Below are 17,948 nucleotides of genomic sequence, written 5' to 3' on the forward strand. Positions count from 1 at the left end.
TCATTGAGAGGAGGCCGACATGGCCAGGTCCTATATTGGCGGCTGCGCATGTGGCGCCATCCGCTACGAAACGAGCCGGGAGCCGATCTTCGAGAACCACTGCCAATGCCGTGAATGCCAGAAGCTGAGCGGCACGGGTCACGGCTCCTATCTGACTTTCCCCGGGCGCGCCGACATGAAGATATCAGGTGAAGCAAGCACCTGGCGGGTCGCGGGCGACAGCGGCAACGAAAAGATCCACGCCTTCTGCCCGACCTGCGGAGCGCCGGTCTACCTGACCTTCGTCGCCATGCCGGATTTCATCGCGGTCAACGCAGCCAGCCTTGACGACCCCGGCCTCTTCAAGCCTCAGGTGGTCACCTATGCCATTCGCGGCCATGAATGGGACAAGATGGATCCCACGCTGCAGAAGTTCGAACGGATGCCGACGGGATGATTGGGACGAGGTCGGTGGAACTCAGCCCTCCACCGCCTCCAATATCTCCTCGCCGGTAATCACGCGCTCGACCTCCTCGATCGTCGTCTTTTTCGGATCGATATCGTCGGCGACGATCTTGCCGCGGCGCATGACGATGATGCGGCTCACCACCTGGAAGACGTGGTGGATGTTGTGGGCGATGAAGATGCAGGAATGACCGGTGTCGCGCGCCTCGCGCACGAAGTTCAGCACCCCCTTGGTTTCCGCCACGCCGAGATTGTTGGTCGGTTCGTCGAGGATGATGAGGTCCGAGTCGAAATGCATGGCGCGGGCGATCGCCACGGCCTGCCGCTCGCCGCCGGAGAGCGATCCGATCGGGGTGTTCGGCGGAATGTCCTTGGTGATGCCGACCTTCTTGAGCAGGTCGCGCGCGACCGCGTTCATCGCCTCATGATCCATGCGATTGAGGAAACTCGGGCCTTTCAGGGGCTCGCGGCCCAGGAACAGGTTTCGCGCAATCGACAACTGCGGCACCAGCGCCGAATCCTGGTAGATCGTCTCGATGCCGTTGGCGATGGCATCGGTGGTCGAGTGCATCTCGATCCGCTTGCCCTTGACGAAAATGTCGCCCGAGGTCACCGGCACGGCGCCCGAAAGCACCTTGATCAGCGTCGACTTGCCGGCGCCGTTGTCCCCCAGAAGCCCGACCACCTCGTTGTGGTTCACGGTAAGGCTAACGTCCCGGAGCGCATGCACGCGACCATAGAACTTATTTATATTGTCCATCCGGACCAGTTCGTCTGCCATGGTCAGGTTCCTGCATTGTGTCGGCGTTCGAGCCAGGAATGGAGAGCCATCATGCCGAGAATGATCGCGCCGATGAAGATGTTATAGGCCAGCCCCGGCACCCCGATCAGCACGATGCCGTTGCGCATGGCGCGCAGGATGAAGATGCCGAGCACCGTGCCGATGATCGTGCCACGACCGCCGGTGAGAACCGTGCCGCCGATCACCACCATGGCGATGACTTCAAGCTCGTAGCCGGTACCGCTGTTGGGATTGGCAGCCGAGGTCCGGATCGACGATATGATGCCGGCAAAGGCCGCCATCGCCGCCGAGAACATGAAGAGCAGCACCTTGGTGCGGTTGACGTTGACGCCGCGTGCGCGGGCGGCATTGGCGTTGCCGCCGGACGCCTGGATCCAGTTGCCGGCCCGCGTCTGGGTCAGCACGTAATGCGTCCCGATCGCAAACAGCGCGAACCAGAAGACGGACATATAAACGCGGAAGCCATTGATCGTGAACTCGCCAACCAGCACGTCGGCCAGCCAGGCGCCTTCGGCGCTCCATGTCCGCTGCGGAAAGCCTGATGTGATGTAGAGCGCCGAACCACGCACGACCAGAAGCATGCCGAGCGTGACCAGGAACGATGGGATGTTGAGTTGCGTCACGAACCATCCGTTGACCCAGCCGATGAACATGGCAATGGCAATGGCGACCAGAAAGGCCGCCCACATCGGCATCAGGTCGGCGTTGAACAGGGCCCACATGATCACGGCCGAAAAGCCGAACACGGACCCCACGGAAAGATCGAACTCCCCGGCCGTCATCAGCAGCGTCATGGCCAGGGCGATCAGGCCGAGCTCGACAGTGAATGTCAGGATGTTGGAAATGTTCAGCCCCGACATGAAGGTCGGGTTGACCACGGTGAAGATCGCCAGCTCGACGATCAGCAGGACCAGCGGTCCGAATTCGGGCGCGCTGATGAAGCGCTGCAGAAAGGTGCGATTTTGCATGTGTGTCCGCCAGTCCGGGCCATGGGGCAGTCAGCGCTATGGAAACGCCCGGCCGCCCTCGATATTCAGAGAATGGCCGGGCGGTGAGTTCAGGAGATCACTTGGCGCCCATGATGTCGTGATAGAGCTGGGCGGTGTCCTTTTCATAGAGTGTGCCGACATAGACGTTGAAGCCCGGCGGCACCTTGGCGGCAGCCATGGCGGCCATCGACAGGCCGATATAGCTGGTGGCCTGCGGATCCTGCCACATGGCGGCGTTGACGAAGCCGTCCATCACTTCCTGCGTCGTGTCCTGCGAATTGCCCCAGCCGACGGCCGGGATTTCGCCGGCCTTGACGCCGACCTGGTTGAAGACGCGGGCGACGGAACCGGTGACAAGGTCGCCGAGCCCGATGATCGCCTTGATCTTGCCGCGGTTGGCGGTGAGGTAGTCGCTCATGCGGTTGATGATTTCACCCTGGTCGAGCGTCGTATCGGTCACTTCCCAGGTGATGTTGAGCGGCTTGAAGACGGTGGCAATACCCTCTTCTTCCTGTACGCCATAGGTGGCGCCCGGCACTTCGACCGGCATCCAGACGAAATCGCCTTCCTTCACCAGCTTCTTGTCGACGAGATACTGTGCCCAGGCGGCGCCCGCCTTCTGCAGGTCCATGCCGACATAGGCATTGAAGTTCACGGTCGGGTCGGGCGTGTTGATGTTGATGACGGGAATGCCGGCATCACGCGCTTCCTGCACCACTTTCACCAGGCTGCCCGGATCCGGGCTCGAGGTCACGATGCCGTCAGCCTTGGCGGCGATCGCTGCGCGCACCGCTTCCTGGTGCGACGGCACGTCGCCCGAATGGAATGAGGTGTTGACCGTGTTGCCGGTGTCGCTTTCCCACTGCTTGGCGCCGGCCAGGAAGTAGGTCCAGACCGGGTCGGTCGGTGCGCCATGCGAAATCCAGTAGAATGTCTTGCCGGCGGCCAATGCCGGTGAGAAAGCGCCAACTGCCATCGTGGCAGCGGCCGCTAGGCCGAGAAACGTCCGTCTGAGCATGCTGGTCTCCTCCTGTGATGCCGGTTCCCGGCATATCCTCCTCGGTCAGCGATCCGGCTTTTGTGGCAAATCCGGGCTCCTCAACCCCAATTCCAGCCAATCGCCTCAAAATGAGGTTAATATTGAGGCCTCAAATTGACAATTACGAGGTAAATCCCATCAGTCGGTGATGTCAAGCGGATTCCCTTGAGCCCACCATGCCATGTTGAAGCCGAGCGGAAATTTCCCTAGTCTGCGCCGCAAAGTACGGCGAGGGCAGGAGATTTCATTGCGGTTGAGTGTCACGGCGGGCGGGCTCGTCGCAGCTGTTCTGATGGCCGCGCCGGCGCTCGCGGCCGAGTGGAAGGCAGTGGAGCGCGAGCAGCCCTATCGGATCCAGGGCACGACCGGGCCGGAGCTCTATGCCTCGATTGGCGAGCGTGGTCCCGAGGTCGGCGGGCTGACGCGGACGATCGCGCATACGACCTTCAAGCTGACCTGGACGCGCGACTACCAGCTCCGCAATGGTGGCTGTGTCCTGGCAAGCGCAAAGCCAAAGCTGACCATCACCTACACCTTGCCGAAGCCCGCCTCGCGCCTCACTGGCAATGTCCGAAGCAATTGGGACCTGTTCATCACAGGCGTGCGCGATCATGAGAAAGTGCATGGCCAAATGATCAAGGACATGGTGCAGGAAATCGAACGCATCAGCGTCGGGCTGACGGTCGAGAACGACCCGAACTGCAAGAAGATTCGCCAGGAACTCACCCGCCGCCTTGCCGCGATCTCGCACGAACAACGCCAAAAGAGCCGGGATTTCGACCGCGTCGAACTGGGGGACGGCGGCAACATCCACCAGCTTATCCTGCGGCTCGTTAATGGTGGTTGACGCGCTTCGTCGGTCCAAGCTTATGTAATATTTGATTAAATTAGCAATTACCTTCTGTTAACGCGCAGAACTTACATTCGTCAGGTGTTCCTGGAGAGATTCGAGTTCTATGCGCAAGTTTTCCATCGCCGCCCGTCTCTACATGCTGGTCGGATTGGCCATCGCCATCTTCGCAGGCGTCATGACGTTTGCGCTCAACTACTCCTTCTCGGAACTCGAAGCCGAGCGCAAGGCCGGGCTGGCGCAGATGGATGCGACGGCCATCGCCATCTTCAAGAAATACCATGCGCTCGAAACCGCGGGCACGATGAAGCGCGAAGAGGCGCAGAAGGCCGCTGCCGACGTGATTTCGTCGATGCGCTATGGCGGCAGCGGCTACTTCTGGATCAACGACATGCATCCCACCATGGTGATGCATCCGATCAAGCCGGAGCTGAACGGCAAGGACCTCAGTCAGAACAAGGACCCGAACGGCAAATTCCTGTTTGTCGAATTCGTCAATACGGTCAAGGCAAGCGGCGAGGGCTTCGTCGACTATTACTGGCCGAAGCCGGGCGCCGATGCGCCGGTTCTCAAATATTCCCATGTCGTCGGCTTCGAGCCCTGGGGCTGGATCGTCGGCACCGGCGTCTATGCCGATGACCTAGCGGCACTTTACTGGCAGAACGCTCTCTGGGCGGCCGTCGCCACCGTGGCCGGCGCGCTTGTCATCATCGGCATCGCCTTTGCGATCGTCCGCAGCGTCGTCGGCCCGCTCGGCCGGGTCAAGGCGCAGATGGCGGCAGTTGCCGAGGAGCAGTCGGGCGTCGAGATCACCGACCAGGTTTTCAATGACGAGGCCGGCGATATGGCCAAGGCCCTCGTCGTGCTGCGCGACTCCGTCGAGGAGCGCCGCCAGATGCGCGGCCGCGAGGCGAGCCAGCAGCAGGCGATCGAAAGCGAGCGCCGCCAGCGCGAGGAGGGTGCCCGCGCCACCGCCGAACAGCAGGATCATGCGATCCGCAGCCTCGGCCAGGGCCTCGAAAAGCTCGCCGCCGGCGACCTGACGGTCACGCTCGACGACATCGGCGACAATTATGCCAAGCTGCGCGACGACTTCAATGCGGCCGCCGCGTCGCTGCATGACGTCATCCAGGCGATTGCCGGCTCCAGCGCCGTCGTCAACGAAAGCGCCGACTCGATAGGCGATGCCACCAACATGCTGGCCCGCCGCACCGAGCAGCAGGCGGCTTCGCTCGAAGAGACCGCCGGCGCGCTCGCCGAGATCACTGCGACCGTCCAGACCGCCGCCGACCGCGCCACCGAGGCGAGCCGCATGGTCGAACAGACCAAGACCAGCGCCGGCCGCTCCGGCGCCATCGTCCGCGACGCCGTCACCGCCATGGGCCGCATCGAGGAGTCCTCGAGCCGGATCGGTCAGATCATCTCCGTCATCGACGAGATCGCCTTCCAGACCAACCTGCTCGCACTCAATGCAGGCGTCGAGGCCGCCCGTGCCGGTGAGGCCGGCCGCGGCTTTGCCGTCGTCGCTCAGGAAGTCCGCGAACTCGCCCAGCGCTCGGCCACGGCCGCCCGCGAGATCAAGACGCTGATCCAGAACTCGGCCTCCGAAGTCGAAGGCGGCGTTGCCCTCGTCCGCTCGACTGGCGAGGCGCTGGTCGAGATCGAGGGCCTGGTCAACCAGGTTAACGACCAGGTCGCCCAGATCACCACCGCCGCCCGCGAACAGGCGACCGGCTTGAAGGAGATCAACCACTCGGTCAACGAGATGGACCAGATGACGCAGAAGAACGCCGCCATGGTCGAGGAAACCTCGGCTGCGAGCCAGACGCTGGTCACCGAGAGCGACACGCTCCGCAAGTTGCTCGCCAAGTTCTCGTTCCGCTCGGCCGCGCAGGGGCGGCAGGGTTACAGCCGGGCGGCTTGAGCTGTATTCCCAAGAAAGTCCCCTCCTAAATCCTCGCCACAAGGGGGAGGATTTAAGTTGCCGCGATGACGACGCCAATCGTCGCCGTCGCAACTGGTCTCAACTCCGCTTGAGGCACTGACTTTCACCACGGGTTAGCCCTCCCCCTTGTGGGGAGGGATGGGGAGGGGTCTTGACCTCCACAAGACCATCTTGGCCACTCCACCCTTGGCACCCTCGCCTCACCGCTCTAAATATCCTCCCGAACAGGGAGCCTCGCATGAGCGATCACCATCACGACCACGACCACGACCACGACCATGACAATCGCTACACCGACATGCAGGCGCGGGTGAAAGCGCTCGAAACGGTGCTCACCGAGAAGGGCCTGATCGACCCGGCCGCGATCGACGCCATCGTCGAGACCTACGAAACCAAGGTTGGTCCGAAGAACGGCGCCCGTGTCGTCGCCAAGGCCTGGTCCGATCCTGAATTCGCCGACTGGCTGAAGCGCGACGCCACCGCGGCCATTGCCAGCCTCGGCTATGCCGGCCGCCAGGGTGAGCATATGCGGGCGGTGTTCAACGCGCCGGACACCCATAATCTCGTGGTCTGCACGCTCTGCTCCTGCTATCCTTGGGCCGTGCTCGGACTGCCGCCGGTCTGGTACAAGGCGCCGGCCTATCGGTCCCGCGCCATCATCGATCCGCGCGGCGTGATCGCCGAATTCGGCATCGAACTGCCCGAGGACAAGAAGATCCGCGTCTGGGACTCGACGGCCGAGCTCCGCTACATCGTCATCCCCGAGCGTCCTGACGGTACCGAGGGCCTCGACGAGGCGGCGCTGGCCGATCTCGTCAGTCGCGACGCGATGATCGGAACCTCGATCGCCAGAACCCCGGAGACCGCGCGATGAACGGCCCGCACGATCTCGGCGGCCAGATGGGCTTCGGCCCGGTTGCGCCCGAACCGAACGAGCCTTATTTCCACGCCGAATGGGAAAAGCGTGCGCTGGGCGTCGTGCTCTCCTGCGGTGCCTTCGGCGCCTGGACGATCGATGAGTCGAGGCATGCCCGCGAAAACATCCCGCCGCCGGCCTATCTCTCGGCGAGTTATTACGAGATCTGGATCCGCGCGCTTGAAGTCCTGCTCGACCGCCACGGCTTTGCCACGCAGGATGAGATCGCCGCTGGTCACAAGAAGAATGACGGCGCAGCCCCCAAGCGCGTGCTGAAAGCCGAGATGGTCCCCGGCGTGCTCGCCAAGGGCGGCCCCTGCGACAGGCCCGTGGAGGCAGCCCCGAAATTCGCCCCTGGCGACCGCATCCGCACCCGCAATTTCTCCCCAACCAGCCATAGCCGCCTGCCGCGCTATGCCAAGGGCAAGACCGGTATGGTCGAAACCGTCCAGGGCTCCTTCGTCTTCCCCGACGACAATGCGCATGGCAAGGGCGAGAACCCGCAATGGGTCTACACCGTCGTCTTTGACGGCGCAGAGATCTGGGGCGAGGATGCCGCGCCCGGCCTCACCATCTCGATCGACGCCTGGGAGAGCTATCTTGAGCACCTGTGAGGTCCCTTCGGCGCTCCGCGACACACCCGGCCTGCCGCGTTCCCACGAAGGCGACCCCGTCTTCGCCGAACCCTGGCAGGCGGAAGCCTTCGCGCTCACTGTCCATCTTTTCGACCGCGGCCTGTTCACCTGGGCTGAATGGGCCGAGGCCCTCTCGTCGGAGGTCAAGCGCCCGCACCGCGATCCTGATGGTCACGACTATTACGACTGCTGGGTCGAGGCCCTCTCCGGCCTGCTGGAAAGCAAGGGCATCGCTGACGCCGCCACCATCCTAGGCCTGCAACACAGCTGGCAGCGCGCCGCCGAAGCCACGCCGCACGGCATGCCGATCGAACTCGCGAACGATCCGCTGCGCTGACGTTGTGACAATGTGGGCGCCATGCCGGACAGGTGGGGAGCTCGACTGCCATTGCGTTGGCCGGTGGGGGAACTCGGAAAAACCCCGCCCCGAAGCCCCTCCCCACAAGGGGGAGGGGCCAATCTGCGGCTCCCCGTCTGCCCTCAAACAACGTTGCGGCTTGTTGAAAAGCTCATTGTGATGCGAGCCGGTGCCACGAGTTGGCCCCTCTCCCTTGTGGGGAGGGGTTTCGGGGCGGGGTCTTTATCGCCTACATACCCTACTCTTCCCAATCCCCGCCGAATCTCCTAGGTTCATCAAATGTTCCGGGCATGCGGCGCCCGGCATCGTGGGAACGTGGAATGCAGAGTGCAAGGCCCCTGGCCGAGAGTGCCATCGAACCTGCCTATCTCGAAAAACTCAACGACGCTCAGCGCCGCGCCGTTACCCATGGCAGCGGCCCGGGCGAGCATCTCGACGCGAGCCCGCTGCTGATCATCGCAGGTGCAGGCTCGGGCAAGACCAACACGCTCGCCCACCGTGTCGCCCACCTCATTGTGGGTGGCGCCGATCCGCGCCGCATCCTGCTCATCACCTTCTCCCGCCGCGCCGCGGGCGAAATGGCCCGCCGCGTCGAACGCGTCTGCCGCCAGGTCCTGGGTCCCAATGCCGGCGTGCTGACCGACGCGCTCGCCTGGACCGGAACCTTCCATGCGATCGGTGCCCGGCTGATGCGTGATTACGCGCCCGAGATTGGCTTGGACCCGCAATTCACCATCCACGACCGCGAGGACAGCGCGGATCTGATGAACCTCGCCCGCCACGAACTCGGCTTCTCCAAGCTGGAAAACCGCTTCCCGACCAAGGGCACCTGCCTCGCCATCTATTCCCGCGCCGTCAATTCCGAATCCCCGCTCGACGAAGTCCTGCGCTCTGCCTTCCCCTGGTGCGCTTCCTGGGGCGGCCAGTTGCGCGAGCTCTTCGCGGCTTACGTCGAGGCCAAGCAGGCCCAGAACGTGCTCGATTACGACGACCTGCTGCTCTACTGGGCCCAGACCATGGGCGACGCGGTCCTGGCCCGCGAGATCGGCGAACGCTGGGATCATGTCCTGGTCGACGAATACCAGGACACCAACCGCCTGCAGTCCTCGATCCTGCTTGCCATGAAGCCCGGGGGCAGGGGGCTGACCGTTGTCGGCGACGATGCCCAATCGATCTACTCCTTCCGCGCGGCAGATGTCCGCAACATCCTCGATTTCCCCAAGGCGTTTACGCCGGAAGCCGAGATCGTCACCCTCGACCGCAACTACCGCTCGACCCAGCCGATCCTGCAGGCGGCCAATGCCGTCATCGATCTCGCCCGCGAGCGCTTCACCAAGAACCTGTGGAGCGAGCGCGAATCCGATGCCCGCCCGCGCCTCGTCACCGTCCGCGACGAGGCCGACCAGGCAATCTTCATCGCCGACCAGATCCTCGAGAACCGCGAGGCCGGCACCATTCTCAAGCAGCAGGCCGTGCTGTTCCGCGCCTCGCATCACAGCGCCGCGCTGGAAATCGAGCTCACCCGCCGCAACATCCCCTTCGTCAAGTTCGGCGGCCTCAAATTCCTCGACAGCGCCCATGTCAAGGACATGCTGGCGCTGTTGCGCTTCGCCCAGAACCCGCGCGACCGCGTCGCCGGCTTCCGCCTGCTGCAGATGCTTCCGGGCATCGGCCCGTCCTCGGCGGCCAAGGTGCTCGACGCCATGGCCGACAGCCCGATGCCGATCACGGCGCTCGCCGAAATGGCCGCCCCGCCGCGCACGGGCGCCGACTGGCCGGCTTTCGTCGACGTCATGCAGGCCATCGCCCATGGAGCCGGCTGGCCGACGGACATCGAGCAGGCCCGCCTCTGGTACGAGCCGCATCTCGACCGCATCCACGAAGACGCCGAAACCCGCAAGGCCGATCTGATCCAGCTCGAACAGATCGCCTCGGGCTACACCTCGCGCGAGCGCTTCCTCACCGAACTCACCCTCGACCCGCCCGAAGCGACCAGCGACCAGGCCGGCGTGCCGCTGCTCGACGAGGATTACCTCATCCTCTCCACCATCCATTCGGCCAAGGGCCAGGAATGGACCTCGGTCTTCGTGATGAACTGCGTCGATGGCTGCATCCCCTCCGATCTCGGCACCGGCTCGACGCCGGAACTGGAGGAGGAGCGCAGGCTGCTCTATGTCGCCATGACCCGCGCCAAGGACGATCTCAACCTGATCACCCCGCAGCGCTTCTTCGTCCATGGCCAGCATGCGCAAGGCGACAAGCATGTCTACGCCTCACGTACCCGCTTCATCCCGGCGACGCTTCTGCAGTATTTCGAAGTCACGAGCTGGCCGAAGGGCAGGGCGGGCGCCGCCGCCGGCCCCAATGCTCCGCGGTCGATGCGCGTCGATGTCGGCGCCCGCATGCGGGGCATGTGGCGGTGAGCCAGGACCTGTTTCTGCCTGATGAAGAGCCGCGGCCGGCCGAAACCTCTGATGTGCCCACGCCGCGAATGCTGAGCTGGGCGAAGAACTCAACCATCTACCGCCTCGGACGCCAGATGCTGACGGAAAAGCAGCTCTTCGATGCCATCCGCCGCAAGGCAAAGGAAAAATTCGACGGCATCAGCGAGCCACAGATCCGTGCTTGCGCCGAGTTTGCCGTGAAGTTTGGTTACGAGGTGGGCGGCCTTGACGACAAGTCCTATGCTGAAGTGGCTACGCGGTCTTCCATACGCAGCGGCCGTTCGAAGCGCGCCATCGCCCAGCGGCTGGCCCACAAGGGTATCGCCCGCGAGACAGCGGCCGCCGCTCTCGAGGAGACGGATGACCTCTACGCCGCCGTCGTCCTGGCCCGCAAACGCGCCTTCGGCCCGTTCCGCAAGGTGGAACTCGACGAGAAACGCATGTCCAAGGAACTTGCGACCTTCGCCCGAGGCGGCTTCGGCTTCGATCTGGCGAAGAAGGTCTTCAACATGAGCCTTGAGGATGCCGAGGAGATCTTGGCTGATCGGCGGGTTTGATGCTGCCGGTGAAGTGAGACGGCGTGTGCGTTTTGCTCCCTCTTCTCCCCAGCAGGGAGAAGGTGGCCCGAAGGGTCGGATGAGGGGGTGCGCGAAGCGCCAAGGTCGTGCCAGAAGACCCCCTCATCGCCTCACTACGTTCGGCACTTCTCCCCGCTGGGGGAGAAGCGGGTGCAAGCCGCGTCGTTCAACTCACAAGCGACGCTCGCGAACACCCGCATAGCGGATCGCAACAAACGCCATCAGACTCGCCACAGCAAAGGCATTGATCGAAAACAGCGTTTGAAGCTCATCCGCATTCCACACATGCAGCGCCTCGCCCAGCCGGCCATGGGCCGCGATGAATGCCACGAACAGCAGCGCCGCCATGCCCCGCTGCCACCACGCCTCCACCGCATTAAACGACAATGCCACCAGCATGATGCAGGGCGCGAGGAAGAGCTCGGTGCCCGAGCCGTAGCCGAACAGCTTCGTCTCGAACAGCGTATCCACCATGCCGACCAGCGGCAGCGCTATCCGCGCCCAGAGCGGCGACCGTCGCGCGAGAAACGGAACCAGCAGAAAGAATGGCACCGAAACAAGCGTGGCGAGCGATGCCTGCGTGCCCGACCCCACCAGCCACCAGACATAGAGCGGATAGAACGGCTTGTTGAGCAGGATCACCCAGGCGACCGTCACGCTCGCCCGGGTCAGCTCGTCAGCCTCAGTCTGCCCATCCATCAGGCGGTTGGCGCCAGCAGATAGTGGCCCACACCCCAGACATCGCCATTGTCATGACCGAACAGCCCGGCGGTCGCGAGGAAGAACAACCGCCAGCGCCGGCGCCACAATCCCGCATCCGCACCATAGACCCGCTTGAGGATCGGATCGATCCGGCTGCTCTCGCGGTCGAAATTGGCGAGCCAGTCGAGCGCTGTCCTCTTGTAATGCGTGCCCGGCCAACGCCATTCCTGTTCGACGCCATAAATGTCCTGGAACCGGTGCGGCAGGTCGAAGGCCGGCATGATGCCGCCGGTGAAGAAGTGATGCGCGATCCAGTCCGCCGGATCAGACGGGTCGAAGCGGTATGAGCGGTCGCGATGGGTGAAGACATGCAGGAAAAGCCGCCCGTCCGGCTTCAGCCAGCCGCGCGTGCGTTCGAGCAGTGTCCGCCAGTTCGACATGTGCTCGAACATCTCGATCGACACGATCCGGTCGAACCGCTTGTGCGCGACAAAGTCGTTCATGTCGGCTGTGATGACGGAAAGATTGGTCAGTCCACGCTTGCGGGCCTGTTGTTGAATATATTCGCGCTGGGACGATGAGTTTGAGACCGACGTGATCGCGGCCGTCGGGAAATATTGCGCGAGATAGAGCGAGAGCGATCCCCAGCCGCAGCCGAGTTCGAGGATTGTCTGGCCGTCCTCGATGCGCGCATGTTTCACCGTTGCGGCCAGGGCGTAGGTTTCCGCCTCGGTCAGGCTCGTCGTCGCGGTCGGATAGAGGCAGCTCGAATATTTCCGCTGCGGCCCCAGCACCAGCGCGAAGAACTCGGCCGGCACTTCGTAATGCTGCTGGTTCGCCTCGTCGGTATGGGTCGCGACGGGAAAATCGGTCATCGCCCGGGCGAAGGTTTCCTCGACCGCATCGGGCATCTCCGCCAGCCGTCGCTTGGTGCGGGCGCAGAGAAAGTCGATACCGGCGAGGGTCACGCTGTCGGGCACTGGCGCGCGTTCGGCCGCATTGATGGCGAGTGCGATCATGTTCATGACGAAAATTCCCCTTTGCGTGGACCCGGAAAGAAAGCGTTGACGCGGGCCTGCAGCGCGCGGAATTTTTCCCCGCGCGAGGCCAGCATATGTTGTTCGAGCGGCGGAATGCCGGAGACGTGCACGAGCAGCCAGTACATCTGCAGCGGCGCGAGCAGGGCCAGCCAGCTCCAGCCGAGGGGTATCCCGACCGCCATCAGCGGCCAGGCACACCAGAACAGCCATTCGAAGAAATAGTTGGGGTGCCGCGAATAGCGCCAAAACCCGAGCTCCATCACGCCCGTCTTGGCCTCCGGCGTCTTACGGAAGGCGGAAAGCTGGCGGTCGGAAATCGCTTCTCCCGCAATTGCGATAACCGCGACAATAATGGCCAGAAAATCGATAAGACGTGGAAAGGCTTGAGGACTGGCGGCGGCCATGTAGACCGCCAGCACCAGAACGAAGGCAGCCACCGCCTGTACTTGCAAGAAGAGCCAAAGCCGCTGGCTGGCCGCAGCACCCCATTCCGCGATCAGTTTTTCATAACGCGGATCTTCGCCACCGCCATGCGTCCGCGCGGCAATGTGCGAGCCGAGCCTAAGCGACCAGATAGCAATGACGAGAAAGACTGCGGTTCGTCGCCCGCCATCGCCCTCGGCGAACACAGCAGCCGCCATGCCTGCGAGCCCGACCGCGGCAGACCAGATCGTATCGATCCAGCCGCTGGCACCTGTCATGCGCTGTATCGCCCATGCCCCGGTCATCGTGACCGAGAGGCCGATTGCAAGCAGCAGGAGCAGCATCGCATCCATGATCGTCTCACCAACTTAGTCGAATGTAACTGCTACGTTCTGAGGGGCGTTTCAGTTTCGTCCGGGAGGTAAAAGATGAAAATTTTCTGAATCTTCTGATCCGAACGAAACTTTCCGCCACCCTTCACCGTATCCTGATGCATCCCGTTATCCGGGCGAGCACATGAGGCCGAGAGGGACGCGATGGGTTATCACGATAGGAACGGCGGCGGTCGACCGCTGAAGATAGCGGTGATCGGAACGGGGATCTCTGGCCTCTCGGCCGCGTGGCTGCTCTCCCAGCGCCATGACGTCACGGTCTTCGAGGCAGCCGACCGCATCGGCGGCCACTCCAACACAGTCGAATTCGACAGTCCCACCGGACGGGTCGCGGTCGATACCGGCTTCATTGTCTATAACGAGGTCACCTATCCCAACCTCACCGCGCTCTTCCGTCATCTCGAGGTCCCGACAGCAGCCTCCAGCATGTCCTTCGCCGTTTCGATCGGTAACGGCGCCTTCGAATATTCCGGCGGCACCGGCCTCGGTTTGCTCGCTCAGGCCAGCAATCTCGCGAGCCCGCGATTCTGGTCGATGGTGGCGGACATATTGCGCTTCTACCGAAACGCCGTGCGTGACCTGCCCACCATGGGCGACATGTCGCTCGACGAATATCTCGCCCGCAACGCCTATGGCCGAGCCTTCCGCAACGAGCACCTCTATCCGATGGCCGCCGCCATCTGGTCGACACCATCGGCGGAAGTCGGCGATTACCCTGCGGCAAATTTCGTCCGCTTCTGCCGCAATCACGGTCTGCTCGAACTCTGGGGCCGCCCATTGTGGCGCACGGTCCAGGGCGGCAGCCGCGAATATGTGAGCCGCATGGCGTCGCGTTTCGCAGGCCGCATCCTGACCTCGACGCCGGTCGGAGCGATCCGACGGCTGGCGGGCCGCGTCGAGGTCAGAGATGCCAGCGGCAATGCCGACCTGTTCGACGATGTCGTCATCGCCACCCATGCCGACCAGGCGCTTCGCATGCTCACCGATGCGACCGACGACGAGCGTCGCACGCTCGGTGCCTTCCGCTATTCGACGAACGAAGCGGTGCTGCATGGCGATGCGAGCCTGATGCCGAAGCGCCGCGCCGCCTGGTCGAGCTGGAACTATCTCGCCGACACGTCCGACGGCCTCAGTCAGCCGTCGGTTACTTACTGGATGAATCGGCTGCAGCCGCTCGGTGCTGCTCCGCCCACCTTCGTCACACTCAATCCCTGCCGTGCGCCCCGCGACGAGACCATCATCCGCAGCGAGACATATGAACACCCGATCTTCGATCTTGCTACCGAACGCGCCCAGCACGAACTCTGGTCACTGCAAGGCGTCCGCAACACCTGGTTCTGTGGAGCGCATTTCGGCAGTGGCTTTCACGAGGATGGCCTGCAGGCCGGTCTGGCCGTCGCCGAGGATCTCGGAGGCGTCCGCCGCCCCTGGCAGGTCGGCGCCGAAAGCGCTCGCATCGTCCGCCGCCCGATCGCCTGGCCGGCGGCCGTCGAGGTCATGGCATGACGTCACACGGACAGCCTCTCGCATCCGCGCTCTATCCCGGCCATGTCACCCATGCCCGTCTAAAGCCCCGTGTGCACAAGCTCAGCTACCGGATCTATTCGCTGCTGCTTGATCTCGACGAACTCGACGAGACCGACCGCCGCCTCAAATGGTTTTCCGTCGATCGCTTCAACCTCTTCTCTTTCCACCGCAAGGACCGTGGCGATGGCAGCGGCCGCGACCTCAAGGGTCAGGTCGAACGCACCATGCGATCGGCCGGCATAGAGCCCGATGGCGGGCCGATCCGGCTGCTCACCATGCCGCGCCTGCTCGGCTGGGCCTTCAATCCGCTCTCGACCTTTTTCTGCTATCGCCGCGATGGCTCCCTCGCCGCGATCCTCTGGGAGGTCGACAATACCTTTCACGAACGTCATGCCTATATGATCCCGGTCGATCAGATCGGCCCCGGCGGCGAGATCGTCCAGCATTGCGACAAGGCCTTCTATGTCTCGCCCTTCATGGACATGGATCTGCGCTACGAGTTCCGTGTCTATCCGCCCGACGATACGCTTTCGATCCGCATCGACACATCGGACGCCGAGGGCAAGGTGCTCGGCGCCCGCCATGTGGCACGTAAGCAAGAGCTGACGGACAAGGCGTTGCTTGCCGCTTTCTTTGCGATTCCGTTCCTAACGCTCAGAGTTATTGGTGGAATTCATTGGGAAGCCTTGAAGATTTGGCTGAAGCGCGTCAGGCTGGTTTCCCATCCCGCGCCTCCGGAAAACCCCGTTTCGGTGGTGCGGCTCCCCGCCCGCCCGAAGGAAGTCTCCGCTCATGAGCCAGCTTGAAGACAGCGCAATCTCCGTCGAAAGCCATGTCCGCCCCGGCGCCAATGGTTTTGGCGCCCGCATCGTGCGCCGCTTCATTGCCGGGCTCGAATATGGCCGCCTGCGCGTGGTGCTGCCTTCCGGTGCCGTTGTCGAGAAGGCCGGCATGGAAGACGGCCCGGATGCTGTCATTGTGGTCAAGCGCTGGCGCATGCTGCGGCGGGTCATTGCCTCGGGCGACATCGGCTTTGCCGAGGCCTATATGGACGGCGACTGGTCCACGCCCGATTTGACCGCCGTCATTCGCCTCGCGGCCCGCAACGATGAAGCACTGGCGCCGGCGATATCAGGCAGCTTATTGATGCGCCTCGCCAACCGCGTCTTCCATATCCTCCATCCGAACACCCGCAAGGGCGCGCGCAAGAACATCGAGGCCCACTACGACCTGGGCAATGATTTCTACAAGGCGTGGCTCGACCCCTCGATGCTCTATTCCTCCGCCATCTGGACCGAAGAGACCAGAACCCTCGATGAGGCCCAGCAGCATCGACTGAATCGCATTCACGAAAAGCTGGAACTCAACGGTGGCGAAACCGTTCTGGAAATAGGCTGCGGCTGGGGCGCGCTTGCCGAGCATCTCGCGGTTGAAGCGGACGCTGAGGTGACCGGTATCACGCTGTCCCCGTCGCAGCTCGCCTGGGCAAAGGATGTAATCGCTCGTTCCGGCAAGGCCGGCCAGGTAGATCTTCGTATCCAGGATTATCGCGATGTCGAGGGCACCTACGACCGCATCGTATCGATCGAAATGTTCGAGGCCGTCGGCGAGGCCTATTGGCCGAGCTATTTCGACACCCTTCGCCGGTGCCTCAAGCATGGCGGAACGGTGCTGTTGCAGATCATCTCGATCGAGGAAAAGCGCTACGGGGCCTACCGGAAGAACGCGGATTTCATCCAGAAATATGTGTTCCCGGGGGGCTTCCTGCCCTCGGATTCCGCGCTCTCCACGGAGATCCGGCGCGCCGGCCTCGCGCTGAAGGAGGTCGAGCATTTCGGCAAGTCCTATGCCCGGACGCTCGCCGACTGGTGCGGTCGCTTCCGCGGGGCTTGGCCATCGGTCGCGGCACTCGGTTTCGACGAGCGGTTCAAGCGGCTCTGGGAATATTATCTCTGTTATTGCGAGGCGGGTTTCGAAGAGGGCTCGATCAATGTCGGGTTCTACACGTTGAAGCATGCGGACGGGTAATCTCGTCCCGCGAAGCAAGGAGTGACGACATGAAGACTTCACTGTTGATTGCATCGGCGATCGCGCTTGGCGCCGCCGGCATGGCGCAGGCGGCGGACATTAACGGCGATTGGGCGCGCAGCGACGGCAAGGCCAAGGTCAAGATCGCCAAATGCGGTGCCGATATCTGTGCCACCAATACCTGGATCAAGCCGGGTACGCCGAGCGAAAAGGCCGGAGACGTGCTGGTGATGAAGATCGAGAAAGTGTCGGACAACACATATAGCGGCTCCGCCTTCGATCCCCAACGGGACATGAGCTACAAGATCACACTCGACGTGGGCGACAGCAAGATGACATCCAAGGGCTGCGTGCTCGGCGGCCTGCTCTGCAAGGGCGTCGGCTGGACGCGCATCAAGTAAGGGAGCGTGAACTTGGGCATGAAGGTCAACGTCGTCGCTTTTGCCTCCACCTTCATCATCTTCGTGGCGATCGATGCCATTTGGTTGCGCGGGATGGCCGATGTGCTCTACCGCCCAACCCTCGGCGACATGCTGGCGCCTGAGTTTCGCGTAGCGCCGGCATTGCTGTTCTACCTGATCTTCGTGGCGGCGCTGACATTCTTCGCCGTTCTGCCGTCCCTCGAGCCCGGCAAGGGACTTGCCACGGCTCTCCTCCATGGCGCGATTTTCGGCTTCGCCGCTTACGCTACCTATGACCTCACCAATCAGGCGACGCTCAAGAACTGGTCGACAATGCTGACTGTCGTCGACCTCGCCTGGGGCACTTTACTGTCGGCGGTCGCTGCGGGCGCCGGCTACCGCATCACCAGAAGCTTCATCGATTGAAGGCGGCAT

General features: G+C 63.1%; 19 protein-coding genes. 13 read left to right on the top strand and 6 right to left on the bottom strand.

The window, feature by feature from the left end; genetic code table 11:
- Nucleotides 1-19 precede the first annotated feature (19 nt).
- Nucleotides 20-436, top strand: a complete 417-nt coding sequence (locus AC2YI2_RS29400) for a GFA family protein (RefSeq protein WP_487390090.1) — start codon at nt 20-22, stop codon at nt 434-436.
- A 21-nt stretch (nt 437-457) separates the two neighbouring features.
- On the opposite strand, the gene AC2YI2_RS29405 is transcribed toward AC2YI2_RS29400, so the two are convergent.
- From AC2YI2_RS29405 to AC2YI2_RS29415, 3 genes are all read right to left on the bottom strand, one after another.
- Entirely contained in the window at nt 458-1,225 is a 768-nt protein-coding gene (locus AC2YI2_RS29405) for an ATP-binding cassette domain-containing protein (protein WP_487390091.1), read from the bottom strand.
- Between the two features lie 2 nt (nt 1,226-1,227).
- Nucleotides 1,228-2,214, bottom strand: a complete 987-nt coding sequence (locus tag AC2YI2_RS29410; RefSeq protein ID WP_487390092.1) for an ABC transporter permease — start codon at nt 2,212-2,214, stop codon at nt 1,228-1,230.
- A 97-nt stretch (nt 2,215-2,311) separates the two neighbouring features.
- Nucleotides 2,312-3,253, bottom strand: a complete 942-nt coding sequence (locus AC2YI2_RS29415; RefSeq protein WP_487390093.1) for a substrate-binding domain-containing protein — start codon at nt 3,251-3,253, stop codon at nt 2,312-2,314.
- A gap of 313 nt (nt 3,254-3,566) precedes the next feature.
- On the opposite strand from AC2YI2_RS29415, the gene AC2YI2_RS29420 reads away from it, so the two are divergent.
- The 7 genes from AC2YI2_RS29420 to recX all read left to right on the top strand — a co-directional run bounded on the left by AC2YI2_RS29420 (nt 3,567) and on the right by recX (nt 10,979).
- Nucleotides 3,567-4,121, top strand: coding sequence for a DUF922 domain-containing Zn-dependent protease (locus AC2YI2_RS29420; RefSeq protein WP_487390134.1), 555 nt, complete (start codon nt 3,567-3,569; stop codon nt 4,119-4,121).
- A gap of 109 nt (nt 4,122-4,230) precedes the next feature.
- Nucleotides 4,231-6,048 carry a methyl-accepting chemotaxis protein gene (locus AC2YI2_RS29425; protein WP_487390094.1) on the top strand — a complete coding sequence of 606 codons (1,818 nt, stop codon included), beginning with the start codon at nt 4,231-4,233 and terminating at the stop codon, nt 6,046-6,048.
- A gap of 259 nt (nt 6,049-6,307) precedes the next feature.
- A complete protein-coding gene (gene nthA, locus AC2YI2_RS29430) occupies nt 6,308-6,943 on the top strand; it encodes a nitrile hydratase subunit alpha (RefSeq protein WP_487390095.1) in 636 nt (211 codons plus the stop codon).
- Entirely contained in the window at nt 6,940-7,599 is a 660-nt protein-coding gene (gene nthB, locus AC2YI2_RS29435; protein ID WP_487390096.1) for a nitrile hydratase subunit beta, read from the top strand. The genes nthA and nthB overlap by 4 nt, the downstream gene beginning before the upstream one ends.
- Nucleotides 7,586-7,957 (top strand): nitrile hydratase accessory protein, encoded by a 372-nt coding sequence (locus tag AC2YI2_RS29440; RefSeq protein WP_487390097.1) that lies wholly within the window; start codon nt 7,586-7,588, stop codon nt 7,955-7,957. The genes nthB and AC2YI2_RS29440 overlap by 14 nt, the downstream gene beginning before the upstream one ends.
- A 341-nt stretch (nt 7,958-8,298) precedes the next feature.
- Nucleotides 8,299-10,401, top strand: coding sequence for an ATP-dependent helicase (locus AC2YI2_RS29445; RefSeq protein ID WP_487390098.1), 2,103 nt, complete (start codon nt 8,299-8,301; stop codon nt 10,399-10,401).
- On the top strand, nt 10,398-10,979 hold the full coding sequence (gene recX, locus AC2YI2_RS29450; RefSeq protein ID WP_487390135.1) for a recombination regulator RecX: 582 nt from the start codon (nt 10,398-10,400) through the stop codon (nt 10,977-10,979). The genes AC2YI2_RS29445 and recX overlap by 4 nt, the downstream gene beginning before the upstream one ends.
- A 192-nt stretch (nt 10,980-11,171) precedes the next feature.
- On the opposite strand, the gene AC2YI2_RS29455 is transcribed toward recX, so the two are convergent.
- The 3 genes from AC2YI2_RS29455 to AC2YI2_RS29465 are packed head-to-tail and all read right to left on the bottom strand — an operon-like array spanning nt 11,172 to nt 13,518.
- Nucleotides 11,172-11,699 carry a hypothetical protein gene (locus AC2YI2_RS29455; protein ID WP_487390099.1) on the bottom strand — a complete coding sequence of 176 codons (528 nt, stop codon included), beginning with the start codon at nt 11,697-11,699 and terminating at the stop codon, nt 11,172-11,174.
- On the bottom strand, nt 11,699-12,727 hold the full coding sequence (locus AC2YI2_RS29460) for an SAM-dependent methyltransferase (protein ID WP_487390100.1): 1,029 nt from the start codon (nt 12,725-12,727) through the stop codon (nt 11,699-11,701). The genes AC2YI2_RS29455 and AC2YI2_RS29460 overlap by 1 nt, the downstream gene beginning before the upstream one ends.
- Nucleotides 12,724-13,518: a DUF1295 domain-containing protein gene (locus AC2YI2_RS29465; protein ID WP_487390101.1), complete on the bottom strand. Its 795-nt coding sequence runs from the start codon at nt 13,516-13,518 to the stop codon at nt 12,724-12,726. Before AC2YI2_RS29465 ends, AC2YI2_RS29460 begins: the two co-directional genes overlap by 4 nt.
- A 183-nt stretch (nt 13,519-13,701) precedes the next feature.
- Here AC2YI2_RS29465 and AC2YI2_RS29470 point away from each other — a divergent pair, with 183 nt between their 5' ends.
- Genes AC2YI2_RS29470 through AC2YI2_RS29490 form a run of 5 tightly spaced genes read left to right on the top strand, consistent with a single transcriptional unit; the run spans nt 13,702 to nt 17,939 of the window.
- Nucleotides 13,702-15,063, top strand: coding sequence for an NAD(P)/FAD-dependent oxidoreductase (locus AC2YI2_RS29470; RefSeq protein WP_487390102.1), 1,362 nt, complete (start codon nt 13,702-13,704; stop codon nt 15,061-15,063).
- Entirely contained in the window at nt 15,060-15,890 is an 831-nt protein-coding gene (locus AC2YI2_RS29475) for a DUF1365 domain-containing protein (RefSeq protein ID WP_487390103.1), read from the top strand. Before AC2YI2_RS29470 ends, AC2YI2_RS29475 begins: the two co-directional genes overlap by 4 nt.
- Nucleotides 15,877-17,112: a class I SAM-dependent methyltransferase gene (locus AC2YI2_RS29480; protein WP_487390104.1), complete on the top strand. Its 1,236-nt coding sequence runs from the start codon at nt 15,877-15,879 to the stop codon at nt 17,110-17,112. Before AC2YI2_RS29475 ends, AC2YI2_RS29480 begins: the two co-directional genes overlap by 14 nt.
- A gap of 29 nt (nt 17,113-17,141) precedes the next feature.
- A complete protein-coding gene (locus tag AC2YI2_RS29485) occupies nt 17,142-17,513 on the top strand; it encodes a DUF2147 domain-containing protein (protein ID WP_487390105.1) in 372 nt (123 codons plus the stop codon).
- 18 nt (nt 17,514-17,531) lie between these two features.
- A complete protein-coding gene (locus AC2YI2_RS29490; RefSeq protein ID WP_487390136.1) occupies nt 17,532-17,939 on the top strand; it encodes a DUF2177 family protein in 408 nt (135 codons plus the stop codon).
- Nucleotides 17,940-17,948: the final 9 nt, after the last annotated feature.

The sequence above is a fragment of the Rhizobium sp. SRI_017 genome (assembly GCF_057586295.1).

Coding starts and splice junctions, on each gene's coding strand:
- AC2YI2_RS29475 (WP_487390103.1), top strand. CDS start 15,060: ATGACGTCACACGGACAGCCTCTCGCATCCGCGCTCTATCCCGGCCAT.
- AC2YI2_RS29445 (WP_487390098.1), top strand. CDS start 8,299: ATGCAGAGTGCAAGGCCCCTGGCCGAGAGTGCCATCGAACCTGCCTAT.
- AC2YI2_RS29470 (WP_487390102.1), top strand. CDS start 13,702: ATGGGTTATCACGATAGGAACGGCGGCGGTCGACCGCTGAAGATAGCG.
- nthA (WP_487390095.1), top strand. CDS start 6,308: ATGAGCGATCACCATCACGACCACGACCACGACCACGACCATGACAAT.
- AC2YI2_RS29410 (WP_487390092.1), bottom strand. CDS start 2,214: ATGCAAAATCGCACCTTTCTGCAGCGCTTCATCAGCGCGCCCGAATTC.
- AC2YI2_RS29465 (WP_487390101.1), bottom strand. CDS start 13,518: ATGGATGCGATGCTGCTCCTGCTGCTTGCAATCGGCCTCTCGGTCACG.
- AC2YI2_RS29405 (WP_487390091.1), bottom strand. CDS start 1,225: ATGGCAGACGAACTGGTCCGGATGGACAATATAAATAAGTTCTATGGT.
- AC2YI2_RS29400 (WP_487390090.1), top strand. CDS start 20: ATGGCCAGGTCCTATATTGGCGGCTGCGCATGTGGCGCCATCCGCTAC.
- AC2YI2_RS29460 (WP_487390100.1), bottom strand. CDS start 12,727: ATGAACATGATCGCACTCGCCATCAATGCGGCCGAACGCGCGCCAGTG.
- AC2YI2_RS29420 (WP_487390134.1), top strand. CDS start 3,567: ATGGCCGCGCCGGCGCTCGCGGCCGAGTGGAAGGCAGTGGAGCGCGAG.
- nthB (WP_487390096.1), top strand. CDS start 6,940: ATGAACGGCCCGCACGATCTCGGCGGCCAGATGGGCTTCGGCCCGGTT.
- AC2YI2_RS29490 (WP_487390136.1), top strand. CDS start 17,532: ATGAAGGTCAACGTCGTCGCTTTTGCCTCCACCTTCATCATCTTCGTG.
- AC2YI2_RS29485 (WP_487390105.1), top strand. CDS start 17,142: ATGAAGACTTCACTGTTGATTGCATCGGCGATCGCGCTTGGCGCCGCC.
- AC2YI2_RS29455 (WP_487390099.1), bottom strand. CDS start 11,699: ATGGATGGGCAGACTGAGGCTGACGAGCTGACCCGGGCGAGCGTGACG.
- AC2YI2_RS29480 (WP_487390104.1), top strand. CDS start 15,877: ATGAGCCAGCTTGAAGACAGCGCAATCTCCGTCGAAAGCCATGTCCGC.
- AC2YI2_RS29415 (WP_487390093.1), bottom strand. CDS start 3,253: ATGCTCAGACGGACGTTTCTCGGCCTAGCGGCCGCTGCCACGATGGCA.
- AC2YI2_RS29425 (WP_487390094.1), top strand. CDS start 4,231: ATGCGCAAGTTTTCCATCGCCGCCCGTCTCTACATGCTGGTCGGATTG.